The organism is Flammeovirgaceae bacterium SG7u.111 (assembly GCA_034044135.1).
Classification (GTDB): domain Bacteria; phylum Bacteroidota; class Bacteroidia; order Cytophagales; family Flammeovirgaceae.
Genome location: CP139021.1, coordinates 3,807,805 through 3,831,408 on the forward strand (window position 1 = coordinate 3,807,805; position 23,604 = coordinate 3,831,408).

20 protein-coding genes and 1 pseudogene are annotated in these 23,604 nt (G+C 39.9%); 16 read left to right on the forward strand and 5 right to left on the reverse strand.

Annotated elements, in window-relative coordinates:
- Positions 1 to 100: 100 nt before the first annotated feature.
- Positions 101 to 3,295, reverse strand: a complete 3,195-nt coding sequence (locus R9C00_14805) for a S41 family peptidase (protein ID WPO38729.1) — start codon at positions 3,293 to 3,295, stop codon at positions 101 to 103.
- A gap of 239 nt (positions 3,296 to 3,534) precedes the next feature.
- On the opposite strand from R9C00_14805, the gene R9C00_14810 reads away from it, so the two are divergent.
- The 14 genes and pseudogenes from R9C00_14810 (at position 3,535) to R9C00_14875 (ending at position 16,033) form a co-directional block, all read left to right on the forward strand.
- Positions 3,535 to 3,777 carry a transposase gene (locus R9C00_14810; GenBank protein ID WPO38730.1) on the forward strand — a complete coding sequence of 81 codons (243 nt, stop codon included), beginning with the start codon at positions 3,535 to 3,537 and terminating at the stop codon, positions 3,775 to 3,777.
- Positions 3,777 to 4,622, forward strand: a pseudogene (locus R9C00_14815) (IS3 family transposase). Before R9C00_14810 ends, R9C00_14815 begins: the two are co-directional and overlap by 1 nt.
- A 398-nt stretch (positions 4,623 to 5,020) precedes the next feature.
- Entirely contained in the window at positions 5,021 to 5,326 is a 306-nt protein-coding gene (locus R9C00_14820; protein WPO38731.1) for a metalloregulator ArsR/SmtB family transcription factor, read from the forward strand.
- A 51-nt stretch (positions 5,327 to 5,377) separates the two neighbouring features.
- Positions 5,378 to 5,614 carry a thioredoxin family protein gene (locus R9C00_14825; protein ID WPO38732.1) on the forward strand — a complete coding sequence of 79 codons (237 nt, stop codon included), beginning with the start codon at positions 5,378 to 5,380 and terminating at the stop codon, positions 5,612 to 5,614.
- Between the two features lie 155 nt (positions 5,615 to 5,769).
- Entirely contained in the window at positions 5,770 to 6,699 is a 930-nt protein-coding gene (locus tag R9C00_14830; GenBank protein WPO38733.1) for a permease, read from the forward strand.
- Between the two features lie 11 nt (positions 6,700 to 6,710).
- The gene (locus R9C00_14835) at positions 6,711 to 7,148 is read left to right on the forward strand and encodes a nitrophenyl compound nitroreductase subunit ArsF family protein (protein WPO38734.1); all 438 of its coding nucleotides are present in this window, start codon (positions 6,711 to 6,713) and stop codon (positions 7,146 to 7,148) included.
- The gene (locus R9C00_14840) at positions 7,149 to 7,859 is read left to right on the forward strand and encodes an aromatic aminobenezylarsenical efflux permease ArsG family transporter (GenBank protein ID WPO38735.1); all 711 of its coding nucleotides are present in this window, start codon (positions 7,149 to 7,151) and stop codon (positions 7,857 to 7,859) included.
- A 318-nt stretch (positions 7,860 to 8,177) separates the two neighbouring features.
- The gene (locus R9C00_14845; GenBank protein WPO38736.1) at positions 8,178 to 8,744 is read left to right on the forward strand and encodes a Crp/Fnr family transcriptional regulator; all 567 of its coding nucleotides are present in this window, start codon (positions 8,178 to 8,180) and stop codon (positions 8,742 to 8,744) included.
- An 89-nt stretch (positions 8,745 to 8,833) separates the two neighbouring features.
- A complete protein-coding gene (locus tag R9C00_14850; protein ID WPO38737.1) occupies positions 8,834 to 9,286 on the forward strand; it encodes a carboxymuconolactone decarboxylase family protein in 453 nt (150 codons plus the stop codon).
- 350 nt (positions 9,287 to 9,636) lie between these two features.
- Entirely contained in the window at positions 9,637 to 12,771 is a 3,135-nt protein-coding gene (locus R9C00_14855; GenBank protein ID WPO38738.1) for a PAS domain S-box protein, read from the forward strand.
- Positions 12,768 to 13,169, forward strand: a complete 402-nt coding sequence (locus R9C00_14860) for a response regulator (protein WPO38739.1) — start codon at positions 12,768 to 12,770, stop codon at positions 13,167 to 13,169. The genes R9C00_14855 and R9C00_14860 overlap by 4 nt, the downstream gene beginning before the upstream one ends.
- A 136-nt stretch (positions 13,170 to 13,305) precedes the next feature.
- A complete protein-coding gene (locus R9C00_14865) occupies positions 13,306 to 14,253 on the forward strand; it encodes a phosphotransferase (protein ID WPO38740.1) in 948 nt (315 codons plus the stop codon).
- 2 nt (positions 14,254 to 14,255) lie between these two features.
- Positions 14,256 to 15,095 carry an inositol monophosphatase family protein gene (locus R9C00_14870; GenBank protein ID WPO38741.1) on the forward strand — a complete coding sequence of 280 codons (840 nt, stop codon included), beginning with the start codon at positions 14,256 to 14,258 and terminating at the stop codon, positions 15,093 to 15,095.
- Positions 15,096 to 15,235: 140 nt separating this feature from the next.
- A complete protein-coding gene (locus tag R9C00_14875; GenBank protein ID WPO38742.1) occupies positions 15,236 to 16,033 on the forward strand; it encodes a transposase in 798 nt (265 codons plus the stop codon).
- A 366-nt stretch (positions 16,034 to 16,399) separates the two neighbouring features.
- On the opposite strand, the gene R9C00_14880 is transcribed toward R9C00_14875, so the two are convergent.
- From R9C00_14880 to R9C00_14890, 3 genes are all read right to left on the reverse strand, one after another.
- Positions 16,400 to 17,515 carry a GRAS family protein gene (locus tag R9C00_14880; protein ID WPO38743.1) on the reverse strand — a complete coding sequence of 372 codons (1,116 nt, stop codon included), beginning with the start codon at positions 17,513 to 17,515 and terminating at the stop codon, positions 16,400 to 16,402.
- A gap of 161 nt (positions 17,516 to 17,676) precedes the next feature.
- Positions 17,677 to 18,066, reverse strand: coding sequence for a hypothetical protein (locus R9C00_14885; GenBank protein WPO38744.1), 390 nt, complete (start codon positions 18,064 to 18,066; stop codon positions 17,677 to 17,679).
- A 475-nt stretch (positions 18,067 to 18,541) separates the two neighbouring features.
- Positions 18,542 to 19,882, reverse strand: a complete 1,341-nt coding sequence (locus tag R9C00_14890; GenBank protein WPO38745.1) for a voltage-gated chloride channel family protein — start codon at positions 19,880 to 19,882, stop codon at positions 18,542 to 18,544.
- A gap of 412 nt (positions 19,883 to 20,294) precedes the next feature.
- On the opposite strand from R9C00_14890, the gene R9C00_14895 reads away from it, so the two are divergent.
- Positions 20,295 to 20,780: a LysM domain-containing protein gene (locus R9C00_14895; GenBank protein WPO38746.1), complete on the forward strand. Its 486-nt coding sequence runs from the start codon at positions 20,295 to 20,297 to the stop codon at positions 20,778 to 20,780.
- A gap of 31 nt (positions 20,781 to 20,811) precedes the next feature.
- Here the strand turns inward: R9C00_14895 and R9C00_14900 are convergent, their stop codons facing one another.
- On the reverse strand, positions 20,812 to 20,961 hold the full coding sequence (locus R9C00_14900) for a hypothetical protein (GenBank protein ID WPO38747.1): 150 nt from the start codon (positions 20,959 to 20,961) through the stop codon (positions 20,812 to 20,814).
- A 102-nt stretch (positions 20,962 to 21,063) separates the two neighbouring features.
- Here R9C00_14900 and R9C00_14905 point away from each other — a divergent pair, with 102 nt between their 5' ends.
- Positions 21,064 to 23,532, forward strand: a complete 2,469-nt coding sequence (locus R9C00_14905; protein WPO38748.1) for a zinc-dependent metalloprotease — start codon at positions 21,064 to 21,066, stop codon at positions 23,530 to 23,532.
- Positions 23,533 to 23,604 lie beyond the last annotated feature (72 nt).

The following is a 23,604-nucleotide window of genomic DNA, read 5'->3' on the forward strand; positions in this document are numbered from 1 at the left end:
AGCTTGACAGGCGCGGCTGGAGCCAAGCGAGATTGGTTGTTAAAAAGCGACGCCATCGTTTAAAACGATGGCATCGCTAGCCCTACCTAACTAACCCAGCCTACTCCAACTCCTTCAAAATCTCTTCAATAGCCTTATCTAGTTGGGGGTGATTTCCGTCCAAGCGGTCTTTGAAGTTTTTGGGTACGAAGATGTCGGGTTTTACGCCTTCGGCTTCTAGGTTTTTGCCGTCTAGGGTGTAGCAACCCCAAGAAGGCAAGCGATAGAACGAACCGTCCACCAAGCCTTTGCCCGAAGTAAAGATGATCCAGCGGTAGGTTTCCGTGCCTATGATCTTGCCCAAGCCCAGTTCTTTGAAGCCACCTGCGGTCATCTCCGCATCGCTCAACGATTGCTCGTTGATCAGCAGCACGATGGGCTTTGCCGCAGGACCAAAGTTGGATTGCTGCGTAAGTTGCCCTTCTCGGTATTTCCAATTGAGGTAGGGCTTGTGGGAGAGGAATTGCAGCACTTTGTCGTGCACATTTCCGCCCGTATTGTAGCGTAGGTCAAGAATCAGTGCATCTTTTTTATAGGCTTCGGACACCATTTCTCGCATAAAGTTATCAAGCTCGCCGCCGCCCATATTTTTCATGTGCACATAGGCTATGCGGTTTTCGCTTTTTTCGTCCACATATTTTTGGTTGGCGTCCGTCCACTCGTTGTACATCTTGAAGCGGGTGCTGTAATACGGCTCTGGGTGGAGCTTCACCTCTTTTTTCACCCCTGCCCTTTCGAAGGTCAGGAGCATTTCCTCGTCTAGCGAAGGCGTATTGAAATAGGTTTCACGGTTCGTGGTTTCAACCACCGCTACTCCGTTCACCGCCACCAATTTGTCCCCAGGCTCGATGTCTTTTTGGGGCAGGGCTGCGGGAGTTTTGCTCACCACAGTTTTTACCACATAAGGCTGCTCGTTTTCAAACACAATTCCCGCCGAAGCCGAGGCAGTTCTGTAAAACCCATTTTCTTCTTTCCCAAAGGAATAAAAACCAAGGTGAGAAGAATTCAGTTCGCCCAACATATCGTTGATGATGCGCCTTAGCTCCGCTCGGCTGGTCACGTAGGGCAAGAACTTGACGAAGTCGTCCCGCATTTTTGCCCAGTCCGTTCCGTGGAAAGTTTCGTTGTAAAAATTCTGCTCCAGGTTCGCCCAAGTTTCGTAGAACATTTGGTTGAATTCCGAAGAAAGGTTTTTGCGGAAGGTGTAAGAAATATCAATTTTCTCCACCTTGTTTCCCCCAAGGTTCAGCTTGTGGATATTTCCTCTTCCCAGTAGGTAATATTGCTTGTCGTTAAAAGCGATTTCAAAACCTCCGCTTTCCAGCCCTTCTATTTTTTTTGTCTTGGTTTTCTCAAACTCTTCGTAAGTCGTGTTCCAAATGGCATATTTCCGCTCGTCGTGGTTAGAGCCGTAGAGCACATGGATTTTGTCGTCTTTCTTTATCACATAGGGCGCGCCCTGCGAACCAAAATTGGGGCTAACCCGCTGCACCCGTTCCATTATCCCTTCCTCGCTGATCTTTATTACCAGCTCAGGTTTTTTCTCTTCCTTCTCTTCTTTTGCATCCTTGTCTTTTTTCCCCTTCTTCTTTTTGTCATCTGCATCCTCGTCGTCGCCCTTTTCCTCTTTTTCTTCAAAAAGTTCTTCGAATTTATCGGAGCGGTACGGATTTTCTAGCTCGGTAAGCGCCATGCGGTAAACCCGTGCGTCTTGCATCCCAAAAGGGTAGCTTGGCTGCGTTCGGTTAGATACATAATAAATGTACTTGCCCTCAGGCCCCCAAAACGGATCAGACTCGGCTACGCCCGTTTTGGTCAGGTTCGTTTTGGTTTTGGTGGGAATGTGATAGACAAAAATCTCTCGTTCAAAATTTCGGATGGGGGAAAATAGGACATATTTCCCATCGGGCGAGAGGTACGGCATGGGCGCATACATGTCCCACATTTCTTCTTTGAGCAAGGTCTCGCTCGCCATCGTTTCCAAATCCATCATTCGGATTTCGTCACGACCGCCTAGGTACACGCCTTTTTTCTTCTCAGCATCAAAGGTCAAGTTTCGGTTGTTATGCTCATCACTAGTCAACTGCTTTTCAGCACCTTTACCATCGGCAGCTATACTAAAATAATTAAGATAGCCACCAACAGTTTGGTTGAAAACCAAGGTTTTGTTATCGCTCAGCCATTTCACTTCCATCACCCTGCCCTCGGCACTTGTTTCCAGTTGTTTGATAAACTTTCCTTCCACATCCGAAACGAACAGCTCGCCTCTGGAAATAAAAGCTAGCTTCTTGTTATCGGGCGATACATCAAAGCCACTGATATTTCCCGAAACTTTAAAGTCTTGGGCTTTTGCCAAGGTATTGTTCGTAAAAATCTTGATGGGGACTTTTGTAGTTTCACCAGAAGCTACATCGTAGACGTGCAATTGGTAATCTTTCTCAAATACGATTTTAGAACCGTCCGCTGAAATTTTGGGATAATAAACAGAAGATTCAAAGCTAGTCAACTGGGTCTTTTGCCCATCCTTAAAGGTGTACAAGTTGTATTGCTCATTCGCTTCGGTAGAAACAAAATAGACCGTTCCTTTCTGGTCTATCATCGCCCACATATCTTTGCCAATGTAGTCGGTATATTCCTTGTATTCGCCCGTTTCGGGGTTGTACGATTTTATATCTGGGTTGTACGCACCTTTGTATTTTTTCCTGTTTACAAACCGATTGCTTTCCCATGTTTCGTTGAAGTAAATCTCCCCGCTGGTTGGGTGCTCCACCGCATTATGCACCGTATTGAAGTAATGATCAAAAAGCCTTTTTGGCGTTTTCCCATCTATTCCTACCGTGTAGGTGGTGAAGTTGTTCACCCTGCTAGAAGTAAAATAAATGGTCTGGCTATCCCAAGCCCAAGATTCCACATCGTCGGCAGCTTGGTGGAAAGTCAGTTGTTTGATCTCCCCGCCTTCCAAGGGCATGATGTACACATCGGGGTTTCCATATTGGGTGGCGGTAAAGGCGAGCCACTTGCCATCGGGGGAAATATTGGGGCGATATTCTTCGCCTTCCATGGCGGTTAACCTCATGGCTTCTCCACCTTCGCTTCGCACCATCCAAAGGTCTCCTGCATAGGAGAACACGATCTTGGAAGCATCGGGCGAGAGTGTTGGTTGGCTGGCAAAATAAAATTGGTTGCTCTGCCCAAATAGTGCTTGTGAGGCAAAGGCTAAAAGCAAAAAGAAACTAGCTATGGTTTTGTTTTCCATGAATTAACTATTCTGAGTGTAAAAGTTTTAATACACTCACAAGTTACTACTAGCAATGTTTTTTGCAAAACGATTCAACGGAATAGCAAAAAGCTTAATTATTCTTTTTAAGAAAAGCAAACACCAATAATTATACTAATAGCAATATCTTTTGTTTGTTATTACAATGTAAGAGCATGTTTAAATTTTGAAAAGAGCCGGGCAGGCTAAAACTTTGTAGTGACGAAACAACAAAGTTTATGGAAACAGGATATACCCGCTTGACCGCCCGGCAATGGCAATATATAAAAGAATATCTTCCCGTGGAAAGGAAACGCAAATATGACCTCAGGGACGTGGTAGACTCGATCTTGTACTGCATGCGCAGCGGACAGCAGTGGCGCAGCCTCTCGGGCGAGGGACGCCCTCCTTGGAACGTGGTATGGAATGTCTACATTTATTGGTACGGAAATAAGAGGTCGCAATCACGTATATTGCGATAATTATGAAACAGTACGAAAAGGAATTTAAAACAATGATAGTGGGCCTGCTCGAATCCGGACAACCAGCCAGGCAAGTGGCGGAAGACTACGGTTTGAGTGCGAGCATGATAAGGAGATGGCGAAGGGAGTCGAGGGGCGGAAAGGAAGCCTTCACCGGAAAGGGGGTGGCCTCCCTGACACCCGAGCAAAAGAAGATACAACAATTGGAAAAAGAACTTCGGGAGTCCAGGATGGAGGCCGAGATATTAAAAAAAGCCATCGGCATCTTCTCCCAAAAAGACGGGACAAATACCGGTATCCTGTTGGGAAAATGTTGGGTTGTCTAGGGGTGAGCAAAAACGGGTAAAGTGTGGGTGCCAGATATCACATATATAAGGGTAAATGACGGCTGGTGCTACCTGACCAGTATGCTCGACCTTGCCGACAGGAAAGTGGTAGGCTGGTCGCTTTCAAGCGATATGACGGCCGAGAACACGGTGATAGCGGCTTGGGTGAATGCGAGGAAAAACAGGCAGATAAAAGACGGGTTCGTCCTCCATTCGGACAGAGGTGTGCAATACGCCTGCAACAAGACAACAAGTGTTTTTTCTTTCAACAGAAAAATGAAACAGAGCATGTCAAGGAAAGGAGACTGTTGGGACAACGCCGTGGCCGAGAGTTTTTTCAAGAGCATCAAGTACGAGTGGCTCAACAGGTTCGAGTTCACTTCCTACGACGAGGTTTACAGGCAGGTGGCATGGTATATCAACTGGTACAACACCAAAAGGCTCCACGCTAGCCTTGGCTACAAAACACCTAAAGAAAAAGAAGCGGAACTTAATTTTATTCAATCAATGGCGGCCTAATCTTTTTGTACCAAATTTTGTTGCAATACCAGTCATTGATGAATATATTAACTGGTACAACAATGAAAGGCTTCATTCCAGCTTAGGTTACCTGACTCCTGCTGAAAAAGAATTACAATTGAGAATTAAACAATTTGATAAAGTGGCTTAATAAATTTGTACCATTTTTATTAGGTAGTCCAATATATGCATTTTTACTTAAATTGACAGCATTGCCAGTCCGCCCACATCTTGAAAGGACACTCAACATCTCGCCGAATATTCCGAAATACTCTTAAATTGAAGCTCCTACATTGGTTTTATTAATTCGAGCCCCTTTCGTTGCACAAAAAAATATTGAAACATGACTATCGTCACATTTTATTCAAAAAACCTATCGTACATTTGCGATAGACAATATGAAAAGAAGCTTAGAACATATAGAATATAAGGAGGATACAGAAGCATTGGCAAAATTTGCTAAAGCACTAGGTCACCCTACTCGCATAGCTATTTTAAAACATCTCGAAAACCAATCTTGCTGTTTTACGGGAGATTTAGTTGATGTATTACCGATTTCACAATCAACCGTCTCGCAACATTTAAAAGAATTGAAAAATGCAGGCTTGATTCAAGGAGAGTTAAACCCTCCAAAAATAAAGTATTGCATCAATCAAGAAAACTGGAACATTGCCAAAACGTTGTTCCAACAATTTTTTAGTTGATATTTTTTTAACAATCAAATCGTCTATTGGCGATAAACAAATTCATGTATTATGAGCAAAATAATTAAAGTTTTAGGGACAGGCTGCCCAAAATGCAAGACAATGACAAGTATTGTTCAAAATGTAGTCGAAGAAAACCATATTGATGCTACCATCGAAAAAGTAGAAGACATAATGGAAATCATGAAATTCAATGTAATGGCCACGCCAGCCTTGGTGATAAATGGCGAGATAACAATAAAAGGAAGAGTGCCTTCAAAAGAGGAAGTCTTGGCTCTTTTGAATTAAGCCCAACCTACTTACTATGAATTATCATTCGCTGGGTGTACTTGTCTATATGAGCAATCAACTATAGACATGCCATAAGCTATCTTATTCTATTAACACTATAGAAAATGTTTGATTGGGTACAACACATAGCCGATTGGCTAGTCTTTGATGTCTTGAATCTAAAAAAAGGGCAACATTTAGCAGAAGCCTTAAATTTCTTTATTTATGACACCACAAAGATTCTAATCCTACTTTTTGTCGTCATCTTTTTTATGGGAATAGTCAATAGTTACTTCCCCATAGACAAGGTTAAAAGCTATCTGTCGAGAAATAAACTATACGGATTGGAATACCTTATGGCAAGTCTTTTTGGTGTGGTAACACCTTTTTGTTCTTGCTCATCAGTTCCTTTATTCATCGGGTTTGTGAGAGGCGGAATTCCATTAGGTGTAACCTTTGCTTTTTTGGTTACTTCACCTCTGGTCAACGAAGTGGCAATTGGGCTTTTTATTGGCTTGTTTGGTTTAAAAACAACAACCATTTATGTGATTAGTGGTATTTTGTTAGGCACTGTTTCGGGCCTTATCCTCCAAAAATTAAGCTTGGAGCGTTTCTTGACCCCTTGGGTAAAAGAAGTATTGGCAAATGCGCAAAGAGAGGAAGATATCTTTCAAGCAGAAAAACAATCCCTTGTACAACGTTTGCCAATCATTTGGGCAGAAGTGCTAAAAATCCTTAAAGGCATTATCCCTTATGTTTTAGTGGGCATCGCAATTGGTGGGCTAATGCACGGTTATATTCCAGAAGGTTTTTTTGAACAATATATGGACAAAGACAACCTATTCGCTGTACCTATTGCTACTGTCTTGGCTGTGCCAATGTACTCAAATGCATCAGGCATACTTCCTGTAGTGCAAGTATTGGTCAATAAAGGAATTCCCTTAGGGACGGCTATCGCATTTATGATGGGAGTTGTTGGTCTTTCTTTGCCGGAAGCAATGCTTTTAAAAAAAGTAATGACCCTAAAGCTCATCGCTATCTTTTTTGGCATAGTCACACTCTGCATTATTGTTTCTGGGTATTTATTCAACATATTATTATAAATCAACAAAAAATGAAAACAGTTAAGATTTTTTCGGTTTTAGTATTGAGCTTACTACTCACATCTTGCTACGGACAAGGCAAAAGCACTACATCTCCCACAGATGAATCTATTTCAAAAATTGAAGTGCTGGATTTTCACTCAACACACAGGTGCATGACCTGCAAGGCAATTGAGGCAAACACAAGCTACACGCTGAACACCTTTTTTTCACAGGAATTGAAAGAAGGCCAAATCACGTTTCAGGTTATCAATATAGACGAAAAGGAGAATGAAAAAATAGCCGAAAAATTTGAGGCAGCGGGAACAGCACTATTCTTAAACGTAATTAAAAATGGAAAAGAAACTAAAATAGATCTAACCGATTTTGCTTTTATGAAGGGAACTAAGCAAGAAGCTTTTTCTAAAGAACTGAAAGAGAAAATCGCAACGGAATTAAAGACACTCTAGATGGACTTTTTGCAATCGCTTTTAGAGAACTATAATATTCCAATAGTATCGGCATTTATACTCGGACTAATGACAGCCATTAGTCCGTGCCCTTTGGCGACCAACATAACTGCCACTGCATTTATTTCTAAAAACATTTCGAGCAAGCGAAAGGTATTTTTAAGCGGAATATTATACTCCGTGGGAAGAGGGTTTAGCTATACTGCAATTGGCTTGATATTATTTTTTGGCGCAAGTAAGTTCCATATTGCCCGATTTTTCAATCAAAATGGAGAAAAGTATTTAGGTCCTTTGCTGATAATCATTGGCTTGATTATGCTAAATATTATAAAGCTCAATTTTTTAGGGACATTAAATATTCAAGAAAAACTTTCTGAAAAGTTGAAAGGCAAAGGGCTATTAGGATCTTTTTTGATAGGTGTGGTTTTCGCCTTAGCATTTTGCCCTTACAGTGGAGCATTGTTTTTTGGCATGTTGGTCCCCATGACAATCGCATCAGCAGATGGGCTTTATCTGCCTATTGTATTTGCATTTGGCACGGGCTTGCCTGTAATCCTTTTTACTTATTTATTAGCTTTTACAGCAGGAAAAGTTGGTATATTCTACAACAAAATCACAAAAATTGAAAAAGCAATGCGAACCGTCGCAGGTATTGTTTTCATCATAACTGGACTTTATTACATTTTCATTTTCACGGGAATATTGGAGTAGTCCACATTCGTAACTTTAGGTAAACTTATTAGGTCGGAGCCGTAAATCCAGAACATACTAAGGTCTTTAAAAAAAGTCATAGGCTTACTCCCAAAAAAAAAATCATTTTCTGCAATCTTTCAACAATCTCTGCTCCCTACCCTATTTTTCCAGACCACTCATATATCAGTAAAAAGACTGTCGGAAATATTGTTAGCCTACTTGGGCAATTTAAATTTGTAGGTTAATCCGCAGTATATGTATAAGAAAAAACAGCCGCTATGGAGCAGGAATTGTCCTATCATACAAGTGTTGGCAACAATAAAAAAACCACCATAAATGAAAGAACAAATCAAAAAGTATTTCAATCGATATGTTGAGTTTAGTGATGCTGAAATAGACGATGTTTGTTCTAAGTTAGCATCAAAAACATTTCAAAAAAAAGATTACATACTTAAGGAAGGGCAAGTATGTAAAAAAAAATATTTCATCATAAATGGATTAGTTCGCTCTTTTTACATTGACAATAAAGGAAATGAAAAAATAACTCAATTTGCCCTTGAAAATTGGTGGATAACAAATATGGAAAGTTTTATCAGCCAAACACCTTCTCTTTCATCTATTCAAGCCCTTGAGAAAACTCAAATATTAATGATTAACAAAGAAGACTTAGAAAATCTATACACTTCTATTCCAAAACTTGAAAGGTTATTCAGAATCATTACTGAAAATATGCTAATTGCTATTCAACGCAGAAATGACATCTATTTACAAATGAAAAGTAAAGATCGATATGATGATTTGACAAGCAGTTTTCCAAATTTTACCCAGAGAGTTCCTCAATATATGATTGCCTCATATCTGGAAATCACACCTGAATATTTAAGTGAACTAAGAAAAAATTAACTGCTTTTTCATTTCTTAAGATATCTTAATTTTTAAGATACAAGTACACGATAAGTTTGTTTCATGATTAATTAAAATAATAAAAAATTATGGAACGAATTACATTTAGCCAGATTCCAAAAGGAATGGTGGAAAAATTAATGGGAATTGAAAACTACATTAAAGAATCAGCATTAGATTTACAGCTTTTAGAGCTAATGCGCTTACGAGTGGCTCAAATTAACAAATGTGCATACTGTATTGATATGCATTACAAGGAATTAAAACATACAGGAGAAACCGAACTACGCATGTCAACTATTAGTGTTTGGAATGAAACTCCATTCTTTACCGAAAAAGAAAAAGTAGTCCTTAAATTTACAGAAGCCTTGACTGAAATAAATGAAAAAGATATTTCAGATGAAATTTTTGATCCTCTAACTAAATTCTTTGACACGGAAGAAATTTGCAACTTAACTTTTGCTGTCTCTCAATTAAATACCTGGACAAGATTAGTCAGAACCTTCAAATTTACAGCAGGGAATTATGAAGTAAAGAAATAATACTGTAGCACATCGAGTGACGGCCGTGAGCCATAGCCCCACTTTGCGCCTCACTAGCCGTTCCACTAGATCGCCAGCTAGGTCACACTACCCACTTTAGTACTAACCGACGACATTGTTTAAAACGATGTCGTCGGTTTATTTTAGACTTCGGCTCACTGAAAACATATACACATATCAACAAAAAGGCTATCGAAAACATTGTTAGCCCACTTGGACAAATTGGATTTGTAAGTTAACTTACGGTATATGTAGAAGGGAAATAACAGCCTCTGCTCCACAGCGGCTATGGAGCAGGAATTATCCTGCTATACAAATGTTAGCAAACATTTTGACAACAAAAACATCTTATGAAAAGTCCTGAAATACCAAAAAATGACTTGGAACGACTAAAAGAACTGGAAAGTTATCAATTGATTGGACTTGCCGAAGATGAAGATTATGACTTTATCACTTCTATGGCCGCTCAAATATGTGGTACAAAAATATCTTTAATTAGCCTAATCACTGAAGATAAGCAGTGGTTCCTTTCTCATCATGGCGTGGAAGTACGCGAAACGCCAAAAGACTATTCTTTTTGCGCCCACGCTATCAATAAACCTAATGAACCATTCATTGTAGAGGATGCCCGTAAAGATATGCGGTTTCAAGACAACCCTTTTACCACCGGTGATCCGTATGTCATCTTCTATGCAGGTATTCCCTTAGTCACAAACGATGGCTATCCCCTAGGTACACTTTGCACAATTGATGACACACCTAAAAAGCTCGACAAATCACAGCTAGAACAGCTTAAAAAATTAGCGAGGCAGGCAGTAAAGTTTTTTGAAGCCAGAAAAAAAAGCATTGAGCTTGATATTCTGAATGAAGAGCTGGATAAAAAGAATATATTACTCCAAAACATACAAGAAGCGAATGAGTTGGGTATGTGGGAACTGGATATTATATCGGGCAAAATTATCTGGAGCGATATCATTTATGACATACACGAAGTGCCTAAGAGTTTTAACCCTAACAAAACAAGTGGACTAGAGTTTTACCACCCTGACTACAAACCTATAATTTCAGAGGCTGTGGCACAGTGCAGTGTAGATGGTAAACCCTATGACTTAGTATGCCAAATGATCACCGCTAAAGAAAATTTGATTTGGGTACGGGCTACAGGCAGGAAAGTGGGCGATAAACTCGTTGGTAGCTTTCAGGACATCACCAACATAAAGCAGAATGAAATTAGGTATAAATCCACAATCGAGGGCACCAATGTGGGTACCTGCGAGTGGAATGTGCAAACAGGTGAGATAGTGTTCAATGATCGATGGGCTGAAATCGTGGGCTATACACTAGAAGAACTTGCTCCTTTGAGTATAGAAACCTGGATGAACTTAGCCCACCCTGATGACCTGGAAGAATCTAGACGCAGGCTAAATGATTGTTTTGAGAAAAAGGCAGAGTACTATGAGTTTGAAGCTCGTATGAAGCATAAAGAAGGGCATTGGGTATGGGTGTATGACAGGGGAAAGGTTTTTGAATGGAGTGAGGATGGAAAGCCTTTGATGATGTATGGTACCCATCAGGATATTTCCGAAAGGAAGTATGAGCAAGAGAGGCTGCGCATAAGTGAAGAAGCTTTCAGGGGAAATTTCGAAAATGCGGCGATTGGAATGGCTTTGCTGGACGAAAAGGGAAAATGGCTAGAAGTAAATACTAAAGTCTGTGAAATAGTTGGGTATACACAAGAGGAATTATTAGAACTTACATTTCAAGATATTACACATCCTGATGATTTAAATACTGATTTGGCACTTTTGCATGAACTTATTGAAGATAAAAGGGATCATTATCAAATGGAAAAACGATACTTCCATAAAGACGGACATATCGTCCATATCCTATTGGCAGTATCTATGGTAAAGAATAAAGAGGGTAATGTGCTCCATTTTATTTCGCAAATAATAGATATTTCCGAAAGCAAAAAACTCCTTTCAGATATTGAATACCAAAGAAACTTGTTATCTGCTTTATACAATTTATCTCCGATAGGAATAGCCTTAACTGAATACGAAACTGGTAAGTTTTTAGACGTAAATGATAAATTACTGGAACCAACAGGCTATGCAAAGGAGGAGTTCTTAGCACTTAGCTATTGGGATACCACCCCTAAAGAGTATGAGCCATTTGAAGCTACTGCGCTGCAACAAATTGAAAGCAAAGGAAGCTATGATCTCTTTGAAAAAGAATACATTCGTAAAGATGGCTCACGGTACCCAATAGCTCTTCAGGGAGTGATAATAAAGGATAGCAATGAAAAAAAACTAATTTGGTCTTTTGTAAGGGATATTAGCAAGGAAAAAGAACATGAAAGGAAGCTACAAGAAGCAATTTCCAGTTTGCAAGCTATTCTGGACGCAAGCAAACAGGTTGCCATTATCGCTACCGATAAAGAGGGTACAATAACTTTGTTCAACTCCGGTGCTGAACAGCTACTTGGGTACAAAGCAGAAGAAGTTGTCGGCAAACACAATCCAGGACTTATTCACCTTACCGAAGAGGTAGAAAGGCAGAGTAAAGAACTGTCAGTAAAGTACAATGAAGAAATAAAAGACTTTGAAACCTTTGTCTATGAAGCTAAAATTGGTGTACCCACAACCAGAGAATGGACCTATGTAAGAAAAGACGGTTCAACTTTTCCTGTACTACTCTCAGTTAACGCCATACTTGATCACGATGAAATAGTAGAGTATTTAGGCGTGGCAACAGACATTAGTGAATTAAAAAAGATAGAGAAAGAGATCAAGTCTTTACTTGACATTACGAATCAGCAAAATGAAAGACTCCGCAATTTTGCCCATATTGTATCGCACAACCTGCGGTCGCACAGTGGAGGTATTTCTGAAATTATTAATTTAATTCAAATGAGGCATCCAGATATATTCAATAGTGAATTATTTGATTTTCTTAATAAAGGAGCCGAAAATCTGAAACAGACTGTACATGATTTAACAAAAATAATAAAAGTGAATTTAACAAAGTCTGATGTTTCAAAAGTAAATATCCATGAAGTCATTCAAAAAAACACAGAGAGTCTGAACATACTAATAAAAAAAGCGCAATTTGAAATCATCAATAATATAGACAAAGACCTTGTTGTCAAGGGTGTTCCTGCATACCTTGATAGTATTGTGCTAAATATGATCACGAATGCTATAAAATATAGAAGCAAAGAAAGACCAGGCTATCTGAAGATTTATGCAAATATGGAAGAATCCACGGTGGCTATATCTTTCGAAGATAACGGACTGGGCATAGACCTGAAAAAACATGGTGACAAACTGTTTGGGATGTACAAAACATTCCATTATCACCATGATTCCAGAGGTGTAGGCTTATTCCTTACCAAAAACCAAATAGAAAATATGGGTGGTAAAATAGATGTAAAAAGTGAAGTAAACGTAGGTACAACTTTTAAAATAACTCTAATAAAATGAAGAAGATAGACTTAGCTTGTATTGTAGAAGATGATCCAATGCATTTGTTCATAACTCAGAATTATATCGAACTATCAGGACTTGTCGAAAAAATTATAGTTTGTGAAAATGGTAAGGAGGCATACTCCACATTAAAAATCATGATCCAGAATAGCGAAAAATTGCCCGAAATCATTTTTCTGGATTTGAACATGCCCGTTTGGGATGGATGGCAGTTTCTGGACGAATTCACTCAAATACCGATAGAACAAAAAATTACTATTTATATTTTAACAAGTTCAAATAACGAAGAAGATATTAAAAGAGCTGAACGGTATAGTTTAACAAGTAACTACTTAATCAAACCAATTGATCAAAGTCGATTGAAAAATGTTTTGACAGAGCTTGTTAATAATTAATTCTATCGACAAGCTCAAAAAACCTCTGTGCTGAAAAGTACAGAGGTTTTTGGGTGTTTTAACCCCTGTAAAACAACTTCCTTGGAAAAATTACAAACTCAACTCCTACTTGCCATTTTGTTATATTTGGAAGCATATGAATGAATATTTTAGATCAATCATCCTGCAGAGAACAGGCGCATCTTCTTTAGTTGAAAAAGAGATGATCCAGAAATTGTGGAGTGGGTACGGGAAAATCATGCGAGTTGGGTTGGAGAACGCTTCTGTCGATAGTGTAGTGGTAAAACACGTTCAGGTGCCCATCTATAAGAATCATCCCCGAGGGTGGAACACGGATATCGGTCATCAACGAAAGGTGAAATCGTACAAAGTAGAAACCACATGGTATGACCTATACAGTAAAAATAGTACCGCCCGTCTGCCCCAATGCTTGGCCATTGATACGAAAGAGGATGAGGTGCTAATGGTGTTGGAGGATTTGGATGCTGTTGGTTATCACTTGCGAAAGCATGTTGTCACATGGGAAGATATAGCTGAGTGCTTGGCATGGTTGGCGCAATTTCATGCAAGTTATTTGGGGAAACCCCCAGATGGGCTTTGGGAAATAGGCACCTATTGGCATTTGGAAACCAGATTGCAGGAATTGGCAGTATTGAATGACCAACGATTGAGGGAGGCAGCTCCGGTTATTAATGAAAAACTGAATAGCTGCACGTACCAAACGTTTGTACACGGGGATGCCAAGCTGGCAAACTTCTGTTTTGCTAATGATGGCCAAGTCGCCGGGGTAGATTTTCAGTACGTAGGCGGCGGGTGTGGGATGAAAGATGTGGCGTATTTTATAGGAAGTTGTCTGAACGAAAGTGAGTGTGAACGCTTGGAAGCACGAATCTTGGATACCTATTTCGGGCATTTACAAAATGAACTTGAGGAAAGAAATGAAGCGCTTGAGAGGGAATGGCGGTCTTTGTACCGGATAGCCTGGGCGGATTTTCATCGCTTCCTGAAAGGATGGAGCCCCGGTCACTGGAAAATTAATAGCTATAGTGAACGCATAACAGCAGAAGTGATCAATAACTTATAGAAATGGACCTGCTACAACTTAACGAAATAGCGATAGAGGCAGCCCTTTCAGCGGCAAAAGTCATTTGGAAGTATAGGAATGAGGAGGTGAAAGTGGAGAAAAAGAAAGGTGGGATAAGCTATGCTTCACAAGTAGTGACGGCAGTTGATATAGCATGCGAAAAAGTAATTCTTTCCCACCTGCTTCCCACCTGCGACCAATTTGATTTGGCACTTTTATCGGAAGAGACCGAAGATAATGGTAGTCGATTCGAAAAAGACTTTTTCTGGTGCATTGACCCGATGGATGGAACGCTTCCTTTTATCAATGGGCAACCTGGTTTTTCTGTGTCAATTGCTTTAGTCGCCAAAGATGGGACGCCGTACATTGGAATCGTATTTGATCCGAATACGGATACATTGTACCATGCCATCAAAGGAAATGGTGCTTTTAAAAATGGCAGCCCTTGGGAAATTGAGCATAGAAATGACCACCTGACCTACGTAACAGATCGAAAGCTGAAAAATACACCTCGTGCAGCAGAAATAGAAAGCTTGCTTCACGAACATGTACAAAAGTTGGGCTTGAGTGGAGTAACAGAAATTGCTGGTGCGGGTTCAGTGCTGAATGCCATCCTTGTACTGGAAAATGGACCAGCATGTATGCTGAAGTTCCCCAAAAAAGAGAATGGTGGAGGGTGCATATGGGACTTTGCCGCCACGGCATGTATTTACCAAGAACTGGGATTACCCGCAACGAATTTTGAAGGAGGAAGATTGGACTTGAATAGAAAGGACGGTACGTTTATGAACCAAGAAGGGGTCTTTTATGGTAATTTAATTAATAATGCGAATCAAGGGTAGAAATATTCCTGATATAAAGAAAAGCCATAAAGGGTTTATTTTAGGGTGTGAAACTTAAAATAATCAACCTTTATAGCTTTCTGGATGACTGCTATAATAACATATTGTGCCATCATTGCCAAAGATTCAGCAACAATACAGTGGTAAAGTTTACTGATGTTGAACTATTGACGTGTTATTTCTTTGCTCTGCTGGAAGAAGAGAAAACCCAGGTTTCTAAAATATATGGATACATCACTAAATATTGGAAAAGCTGGTTTCCTGACCTCCCTAGCTACCAAGCATTTAATAACCGTTTAAACCGATTGTCCGACGTTTTGCCATTGTTGATAGAGGTATTGCTCTGCTATAATGCTGGTTTACATATAAATGATGGGAATGACTATTCTATAGATTCGTTTCCCATTATACTCTGTAAAGGAAACCGGTATGGAAAAGTAGCCAGAAATATCTCTACAAAAACGTATTCCAAGACCAAAGGGATTTACTATTATGGCGTCAAGATGCACTGCTTGGTCCAAAACCGCCCCAACTCCTTGCCCATACCGAAATGGGTAGGTGTCACTGCCGCTACGGCACATGATATCACCGTTTTTAAAGAGCTGCTCCCACCAATGACAGCGGTAAATGTATTTGGGGACAAGGCATACCTCAGCAAGGAAGTGGCAGGGTTATGTGAGGAAAGAAATATCCGGCTTTTATGTCCTCCAAAGAGAAAAAAGGGCGGAACGGAATGGGAAAGGCGATATAATGAGGCCTTTATATCATTTTGGGGCAAAGCTGTATCAAGAACTAGACAGGCTGTAGAAGTCTTCTTTAGTTGGTTGATTGAAAAAGTCGACATTCAAAATGCATCAAAAGTAAGGTCAGAAAAAGGGCTGATGGTTCACGCTTTTGGAAAATTTGCTTCAGCCCTTTTTATTTTAATGGGATTTTAACCCTTGATTCGCATTAATAGATAAAAAAGGCATTCATTTTTGTAAACTATTGGAAGTACAAGCTTTTATAAAGATATTGAACCTTCCGTCGAAGAATTACACAATACAATTAGAATCTGGAATCTTCAAGTTCTGCCAAAAGACGTGGTTACTTTCACTCTTCTAGTAAAACTAAAGTTGATACTTAAAGGGATATCCGAATTCAATGGGCAGCTTGTTTGGGAGTAACGCTTCAAAAACAAGAAGATGGTTGGAAAATCGTACAGAGTCATATGTCTTTATCGACAAACAAAAAAAACCGTTGGGTAGCTTTTGTGGCAAAGCTACCCAACGGATAAGTTTAGAACAGGTTCGCTATTCTATGAATTAGCCAAATACGACTTCTTCTTTTGCCTCAGCATAAATCACCGAAAGAACCGTTTCTGTCTCGAAAGTAAATCCTAGGAAACCTTCAGGCATAAACCCAAGTTCAATCTTTCCATTTTGTATAACGGGAAGGTCATCCAAGAAGTCATTTTTTACTTCAAAGCCACAATTGCCAAGCTTTTCTATCCACTTAGAAGCAGGTTCATGTTTCTCAAATCGTTCCCCATTATCCTCTTTTCCAAGGATATCTTCTATCTCTCTACCAAAGAAAAGCTTAAGCCCATTTTTGATTTTTGTATCTACAGACAGATTATCCACCACTTTAAATATGTGGTAAAAATGCTGGTAACAATTCTGGAACCTTTGATAAAAATCGGGTTCGAAATGATCGGAATTAGGCTCTATAAGCACTATTCCAGCAGGATTTAACTCACGAAGCGCATTTAGTACATGCAAACGTTCTTCTTGGGTCTGAATATGGTGTAGTGCCAAAGAAGAAACCACCATTACATCGCCTTCATGCCCAGCCATCGCACCTTTTAGATCATTGGCTTTCAAGTCTTGGACGAAGGCATGTATGGGAGTAAATGCAACATTGAAAGGTACTTCTCCCGCTGTATCATAAATGATTTTCTCGGCTGTTTCAAGAGCATCCCCAAAAGGCTCAACTCCAACTACAAGCACATCTTCCAAGGTTTCTGATTGCGCTAGCTTCAAAAGCAAGTTTTTAATCTGAATCCCTTGGCCTATCCCTACATCAAGGATTACCGCTTTTTTTCTATCTTTCAGCTTATCAAACACAACCGTATTGGCTAACTCGTGCCCCCATTTCACAAAAGGGAACTCATCTATAAGCACGTTGAAAAGCTCGATTTGAGGGATTTCATACTTTTTCAAGTAAATATGTTCTTCCCCCTGTATTGGTTCAATCAAATTTTTAAGCGCTTTTATAATGAGCGTAGATAAAAACTTTTCCGAATCATCAGTGATTCCTTCAAGACAATGGTCAAGAAAAATCTCTATTTCAGTCTTAGCCTTTTCTGTAAACTTATCTGGATAATAGCTCATGATATACTCAAGAGCATCGTAGATTTTGGGTGTAGTAAACGTATACATTATTGTCTGGTTGAGTTGTTGACGCAAAAACTGAGCTATGTTTATTGCCTCATTCCTACTGCCTAGCTAGACAGCAATATTGTAAAACACTTATTTTTATAATAGGAGCATCTGTAATAAAACAGCAAGTTAAATACCAAGTCTAATATCCAACCAAGTTTCTAGGCATAGTTCTTATCTAACCAGTTTACAGCCTCTGCAATTGATTTAAAATATTGAACACTTTCAGTTGCACCCTTATCGGCAAACTTTTTTAAAGAAATTTGAGTAAAGATATTTTCGGGAAGCACAAATGCCATAGCCTCAAGACCATGTTGGAACATTTTGGGCATTGCCAAACGGGCATACTCAGTATCCTCTCGCTTTACCACCTCTTGGTTTATCGTATCGGATATTATAGTTTTCACAGTATTGCTCTCCATGAATTTGGTTGTAGCGTCAATAGCGTTTCTAAAATCAACTGACGGAGCAAACCCAGTCCAAGTTTGAGTTATCCTTTGTTTATCTTGATCATACTCAATCTTTACTTTTGAATTTTCATATACTATCATAGTATGTTTAATGTTAATTAATAAACCTGAATAGTAAACTGACAAATAATCTATATTAGATATATTAAAACACACACACTGTAATATCTTGTGTTTTAACAAAAAAACAATAATAAATTCTTAAAATAATATCAATTCTTAATGTTCTACTTTTTAAGCATAACTCGTAGTTGATTAACAGCTTAGCAAAAGCAGAAAAAATCCCGTACCAAAGTTATGCTTTTTCATCAATAACTTACGTGCAATATAAAAAATTGTCACAGCTAAAGTGTAACAAACAGCAAAACTTATACCTCCCATCAATCAACCCAATATTAGCCAGCTCATAAAACAATAAGTATTTTAAAGCAGGAACAGAGGGGGGGGGTAGGTTACCACATAATGGTCCTTCGATATCTTACCACTAAACGGGCAACAACCTCGTAAATATTGATTTGATCGGTATATGAATACTATCTAAGAAAGAAGTAAGGATTTAGTTTTTCTTTTTCTCTCGGTTTTTCTTGCGTTCTTCAAGCGTATCTTTTCTTATTTCGCCGAGATTTCTTTCTTTGTCCTGTATGTAATCAAAAAGCTTTGGAACTCCTACTTTTTGAGATGAATAGATTCCTGTATGCCCACTAAAATAATAGGCAACAAAACAGGCTACGGCAAAATACAAGGTATTTTCAGATCCAAATAATTCAACACCCATTATGGTACAAGCCAAAGGCGTATTGGTAGCTGCGGCAAATACGGCAATAAAGCCCAAGCCAGCAAACAAGTCTATGGGCGCATCCATCAGCCAGCCGAGTGTATTGCCCAAAGTGGAGCCTACAAAAAACAAGGGAGTTACTTCACCTCCTTTAAAGCCAGTACCAAGGGTAATGGCCGTAAGCACTAGCTTTTTGAGCCAACTGAATGCATCAGCCCCACCCTCTTTGAACGAGTTGAGAATGGACACTCCTCCCTCTTGATAGGCGTATACGCCGAGACCATTGTAGTCATAATTTCCATAAAGAAAAGTAACCGCAATAACTACCCCTCCACCTACTAAAGGAATGAGGTAAGGATTTTTGATAAACCGTTTTGAAAGGTCTTTGATCCGGTGGGTAAGCTCTCCAAAGAGGAAACCTGCCAAGCCAAAGGCTGCACTCGCCAAAATGACCTTGAGCATAAGCAACAGATTTACTTTTACGTGCGCATCGAAAATGGTTGTTTGCTCTTCAAAAATAATTGAATAGTGGGTATGCCCTAGCCCCCATGCAGAGCAACTCATGTCGGCAAGGATACTTGCCAAAAGTGCAGGAATAATGGCATCGTAGCGGATTTTGCCTATAGCTAATACTTCAAGGGCGAAAATAGCTCCAGTGAGAGGCGTACCAAACACAGCACCAAACCCTGCTGCAACACCTGAAATCAAAAGTATTCGGCTATCCTTTTCTTCAAGCTTTATTACCTTACTCCAAAGCGCAGAGATGCTGCCGCCTATCTGAACAGCCGTTCCCTCTCGCCCTGCCGACCCACCAAACAAATGGGTCAATATGGTACCAAAATATACCAAAGGCGCCATTCGAAAAGGGACTCCCCCACCCGGCTCGTGAACTTCATCCATAATAAGGTTATTTCCTTTGTCGGAGTTTTTCCCAAACTTGGTATATCCCCAAACAATCAACAGCCCTACCAAGGGTAAAAGATACAACAGCCAAGGGTGAGCTATTCGGTATTCGGTGGCAAGTTTTAGCGTCCAGAGGAAAAAGGCATTGGCAGTGCCAACCATAACCGACATGGGTAAGATTATCAGCAACCACTTTCCGAGTGTTTTAAATTCTTTCATTTATCACTATTTGAAGCGCAAATATAAATTTACCTTCCCTAATAAAAAAACACACTAAAAATAGGTTTATCGATCATAACAGGTACGCTATTTGGTTCTTTTATAATCTAATACTTACATCATAGTTTTATCTAGAAAACAAACATTCCCGAGCGACAATCAATCTATAATCAACTGGTTACTATCAATTTATTTAATAACAGACTAACCTTTTCTTAAATTTAACCGTACATATGTAAGCATAAATATTACATTAAGCATCACCTACTATCATCAACCTGCTCCTCAACTAGCCAACATCACATTACCTTTATTCTAATGCGTTCTGGTTCCCTCCAAAAGTCTTCTCTTTTGGTCATGGATATTCTGGTAAAACTTGAGTTATTCCGTCATTCCCCAAACTATCTCAATTATGAAAAACACCAGTAAATTTCTTGCCCTAATAATTATCTTGTTATGTGTTAGCGCTATTTCTTACTCAAGCTTTGCCCAACAAAACTTGATTGAATACAAAGTCCAAAAAAGCGAAGGCATTATCACCATTGCCAAAGCTCATAACATGGATCTTGAAAAGTTCTTGGAAATAAACAACTTGAAGATAGATAATACGATTTATCCTGACCAAGTACTCAAAGTATATGAAAAAGTAGAGAGCGCTGTCACTACGCCTCAAACGCAAAACTCTGGCAGCTTAAACACATTAAAAAAAATGAATATTGAACTAGTTGCTAGCATCCTCATTCTTATCCTCTTTTTAGTTGCAGTATTTTTCAGCATTATAAAAAAGAAAGAGGGTAGCAGCAAACAGGAAATCAACCAACTGAGAAAATTAGAAGAAGAATTAGCCAAAGATGAAATGAAACTTGACACAATCCGCAAGATCATCTTGAGCCAATAAAAAACTACATCAGTTTTAAAAAAGGCAATATTTATGTAAAATACACAAATACTCTGTTGAAAGAAAAAGCGGCATAAGCCGCTTTTTCTTTGTCAGGGCTTAAGGCTTTTTCAACAAATCCACCCATCTCTCCTAATACTTTTCTCTCATTTTCTTTCCCAATTGCTTGTACTAGCCACAAAAAGTTTAATTTTGGGGTATAAGGCATTTATTTAAAAAACACACACCCTGTTTGGTCGATAGTTAATAGCAACTCGGTCTATGCTTAAAAAAACACAACCGCATGAGAAGAACCACACTATACCTCCTAGCTTTATTGCTAGCATTTCCGCTTTTGGCTCAAAGAAAAGACAAAAAGAACAATGACAACAGCCTTGATCCAATCGAAAGAAAAGTAAAAACAGCCAAAGCTTTTGAAGGCTTTTACAATTTTTATTGGGACAACAAAAAAGGGGCGATTTTCCTTGAAATCGACCGCCTCAAAGAAGAATTTCTCTATGTAGGCTCACTCCCCGCAGGAGTAGGCTCCAACGACATAGGCTTAGACAGGGGGCAACTTGGTCCTCAGCGGGTAGTGCAGTTTGAGCGACATGGAGATAAGATATTGATGGTAGAAAATAATTATGACTACCGTGCAATAACAGACAATACCGCAGAACAGAAAGCGGTGGAAGATGCATTTGCCAAATCGGTCATTTGGGGGTTTGAGATTGTTGCCGAAGCAAAAGGCAAATTCTTGGTAGATGCAAGCAAGTTTTTGTTGCAAGATGTGCACGGGGTGGCAAGTCGGTTAGCGAGGGCAAACCAAGGTTCGTATTCGCTTGATGCAAGCAAATCAGCAGTTTATATGCCCATGACCAAAAATTTCCCCAACAACTGTGAATTTGAAGTCACCCTTACATTTTCGGGCAAACCCAAAGGTGGATACATACGCTCAGTAACACCTACAGCCTCATTGGTAACAGTACGTCAGCGCCATTCTTTCATCAAACTTCCTGACAGCAACTACACGCCTAGGAAATATGACCCAAGAAGCGGATACATCCCAACTAGTTACTACGATTATGCTACACCTATTTATTCCCCTATAAAAAGGCAATTCATACTGCGCCATAGGTTGGAGAAGCAAGATCCTACAGCCAAGGTTAGCGAGGCTATCGACCCAATTGTATATTACCTCGATCCGGGAACGCCTGAGCCTATCCGTTCGGCGCTACTTGAAGGGGCCTCTTGGTGGAACCAAGCTTATGAGGCTATTGGCTATAAAGATGCTTTCCAAGTCAAACTTCTTCCAGAAGATGCTGACCCAATGGATGCAAGGTACAACGTAATAAATTGGGTACATCGCTCAACGAGGGGCTGGTCATACGGAAGCTCTATTCGTGATCCGCGCACGGGTGAAATCATCAAAGGACACGTAAGTTTAGGCTCGCTTCGGGTTCGCCAAGATTACCTAATAGCTTCTGGACTCATTGCCTCTTTTAAAAATGGAAACATGGAATCGAAAGAAGCAATGGAAATGGCTTTGGCAAGGCTAAGGCAATTGTCTGCCCACGAAGTTGGCCATACTATTGGTTTGTTACACAACTTTGCCGCAAGTACCAATGATCGCGCCTCGGTTATGGATTATCCTCACCCACTTATAAAAATGCGAGGTAATGGAAGCATTGACCTTTCTAACGCTTACGCAACAGGTATTGGCGAATGGGACAAAATCGCCATAGCATATGGCTACCAAGATTACCCTGACAATGTAGACGAAGAAAAGGCTCTTGCCACCATTATAGAAGATTACATCAAAGATGGCTATCGCTATATCTCAGATTCGGATGCTCGTGCTAAGGGTGGTGCACACCCCAGTGCTCACCTTTGGGACAACGGCAAAAGTGCAGTGGATGAGCTCACACGTATCATGAGAATCCGTGAATTTGTACTAGCAAACTTTGATGAATCGAAAATCCAAGAAGGCATGCCAATGGCAACCATCGAAGAAATCCTTGTGCCTATGTTTATGTTGCACAGATACCAAGTGGAAGCCGCAGTGAAAACTATTGGAGGCTTAAATTATAGCTACGCCATAAAAGGGGATGATCAAATAGTGACCGAGATGATTCCAGCGCAAACACAGTTAGATGCTTTAGAAGAGCTTTTGGCAACTATTTCCCCTAGCGCTTTGACCTTACCAGAAGAATTGATCAAAAAAATCCCTCCAAGACCGGTTGGGTTTAGCCGAAGCAGGGAAACTTTTGCCAACCGCACTGGCGTTACTTTCGATCCGCTGACCGCTGCTGAAAATGCAGCCCAACTTACTCTTGGCTTGCTTTTTAACGCACAAAGGGCAAATAGGCTCGTTGAGCTTCCCGCAAGAAATGCCGAACAACCTAGTCTTTCTAAGGTAATTGACCTTACACTAGACCAGACTCTTAAAGCTTTGCCTATTCCAGAAGGGCTTGCTGGGGAAACCAGCCGAATGGTGGGAAAACTATCTATTAAAAACATCATGGCTTTGGTAATGAACAAAAATGCTTCTGAACAGGCGAAAGCGGTAGCGATGCTTAAGCTTTCGGAAACAGCAGAATGGCTTGACGAGAAACTTCCTAAAGAAAGAAATGAAAATCAAAAAGCACATTTTATGTACTTAAAATCTCAGATAAAAACCTTCTTGGACAACCCGGAAGATATCGATATTCCTGAAACATTGAATCCGCCAGCAGGTTCGCCTATTGGTAGCGATTTGCAGTGTGGAAATTAAAACTGGAAATGACGGGGTTGCACCCGTCATTTATTACCAATAACCAATACGAAGGGGTAAATCCCTACGCCT

Excerpts from the sequence above, each read along its gene's own strand:
- R9C00_14885 (WPO38744.1), bottom strand. The coding sequence starts at position 18,066 with ATGATAGTATATGAAAATTCAAAAGTAAAGATTGAGTATGATCAAGAT.
- R9C00_14825 (WPO38732.1), top strand. The coding sequence starts at position 5,378 with ATGAGCAAAATAATTAAAGTTTTAGGGACAGGCTGCCCAAAATGCAAG.
- R9C00_14835 (WPO38734.1), top strand. The coding sequence starts at position 6,711 with ATGAAAACAGTTAAGATTTTTTCGGTTTTAGTATTGAGCTTACTACTC.
- R9C00_14810 (WPO38730.1), top strand. The coding sequence starts at position 3,535 with ATGGAAACAGGATATACCCGCTTGACCGCCCGGCAATGGCAATATATA.
- R9C00_14880 (WPO38743.1), bottom strand. The coding sequence starts at position 17,515 with ATGTATACGTTTACTACACCCAAAATCTACGATGCTCTTGAGTATATC.
- R9C00_14840 (WPO38735.1), top strand. The coding sequence starts at position 7,149 with ATGGACTTTTTGCAATCGCTTTTAGAGAACTATAATATTCCAATAGTA.
- R9C00_14855 (WPO38738.1), top strand. The coding sequence starts at position 9,637 with ATGAAAAGTCCTGAAATACCAAAAAATGACTTGGAACGACTAAAAGAA.
- R9C00_14865 (WPO38740.1), top strand. The coding sequence starts at position 13,306 with ATGAATGAATATTTTAGATCAATCATCCTGCAGAGAACAGGCGCATCT.
- R9C00_14820 (WPO38731.1), top strand. The coding sequence starts at position 5,021 with ATGAAAAGAAGCTTAGAACATATAGAATATAAGGAGGATACAGAAGCA.
- R9C00_14890 (WPO38745.1), bottom strand. The coding sequence starts at position 19,882 with ATGAAAGAATTTAAAACACTCGGAAAGTGGTTGCTGATAATCTTACCC.
- R9C00_14850 (WPO38737.1), top strand. The coding sequence starts at position 8,834 with ATGGAACGAATTACATTTAGCCAGATTCCAAAAGGAATGGTGGAAAAA.
- R9C00_14845 (WPO38736.1), top strand. The coding sequence starts at position 8,178 with ATGAAAGAACAAATCAAAAAGTATTTCAATCGATATGTTGAGTTTAGT.
- R9C00_14895 (WPO38746.1), top strand. The coding sequence starts at position 20,295 with ATGAAAAACACCAGTAAATTTCTTGCCCTAATAATTATCTTGTTATGT.
- R9C00_14905 (WPO38748.1), top strand. The coding sequence starts at position 21,064 with ATGAGAAGAACCACACTATACCTCCTAGCTTTATTGCTAGCATTTCCG.
- R9C00_14805 (WPO38729.1), bottom strand. The coding sequence starts at position 3,295 with ATGGAAAACAAAACCATAGCTAGTTTCTTTTTGCTTTTAGCCTTTGCC.
- R9C00_14870 (WPO38741.1), top strand. The coding sequence starts at position 14,256 with ATGGACCTGCTACAACTTAACGAAATAGCGATAGAGGCAGCCCTTTCA.
- R9C00_14860 (WPO38739.1), top strand. The coding sequence starts at position 12,768 with ATGAAGAAGATAGACTTAGCTTGTATTGTAGAAGATGATCCAATGCAT.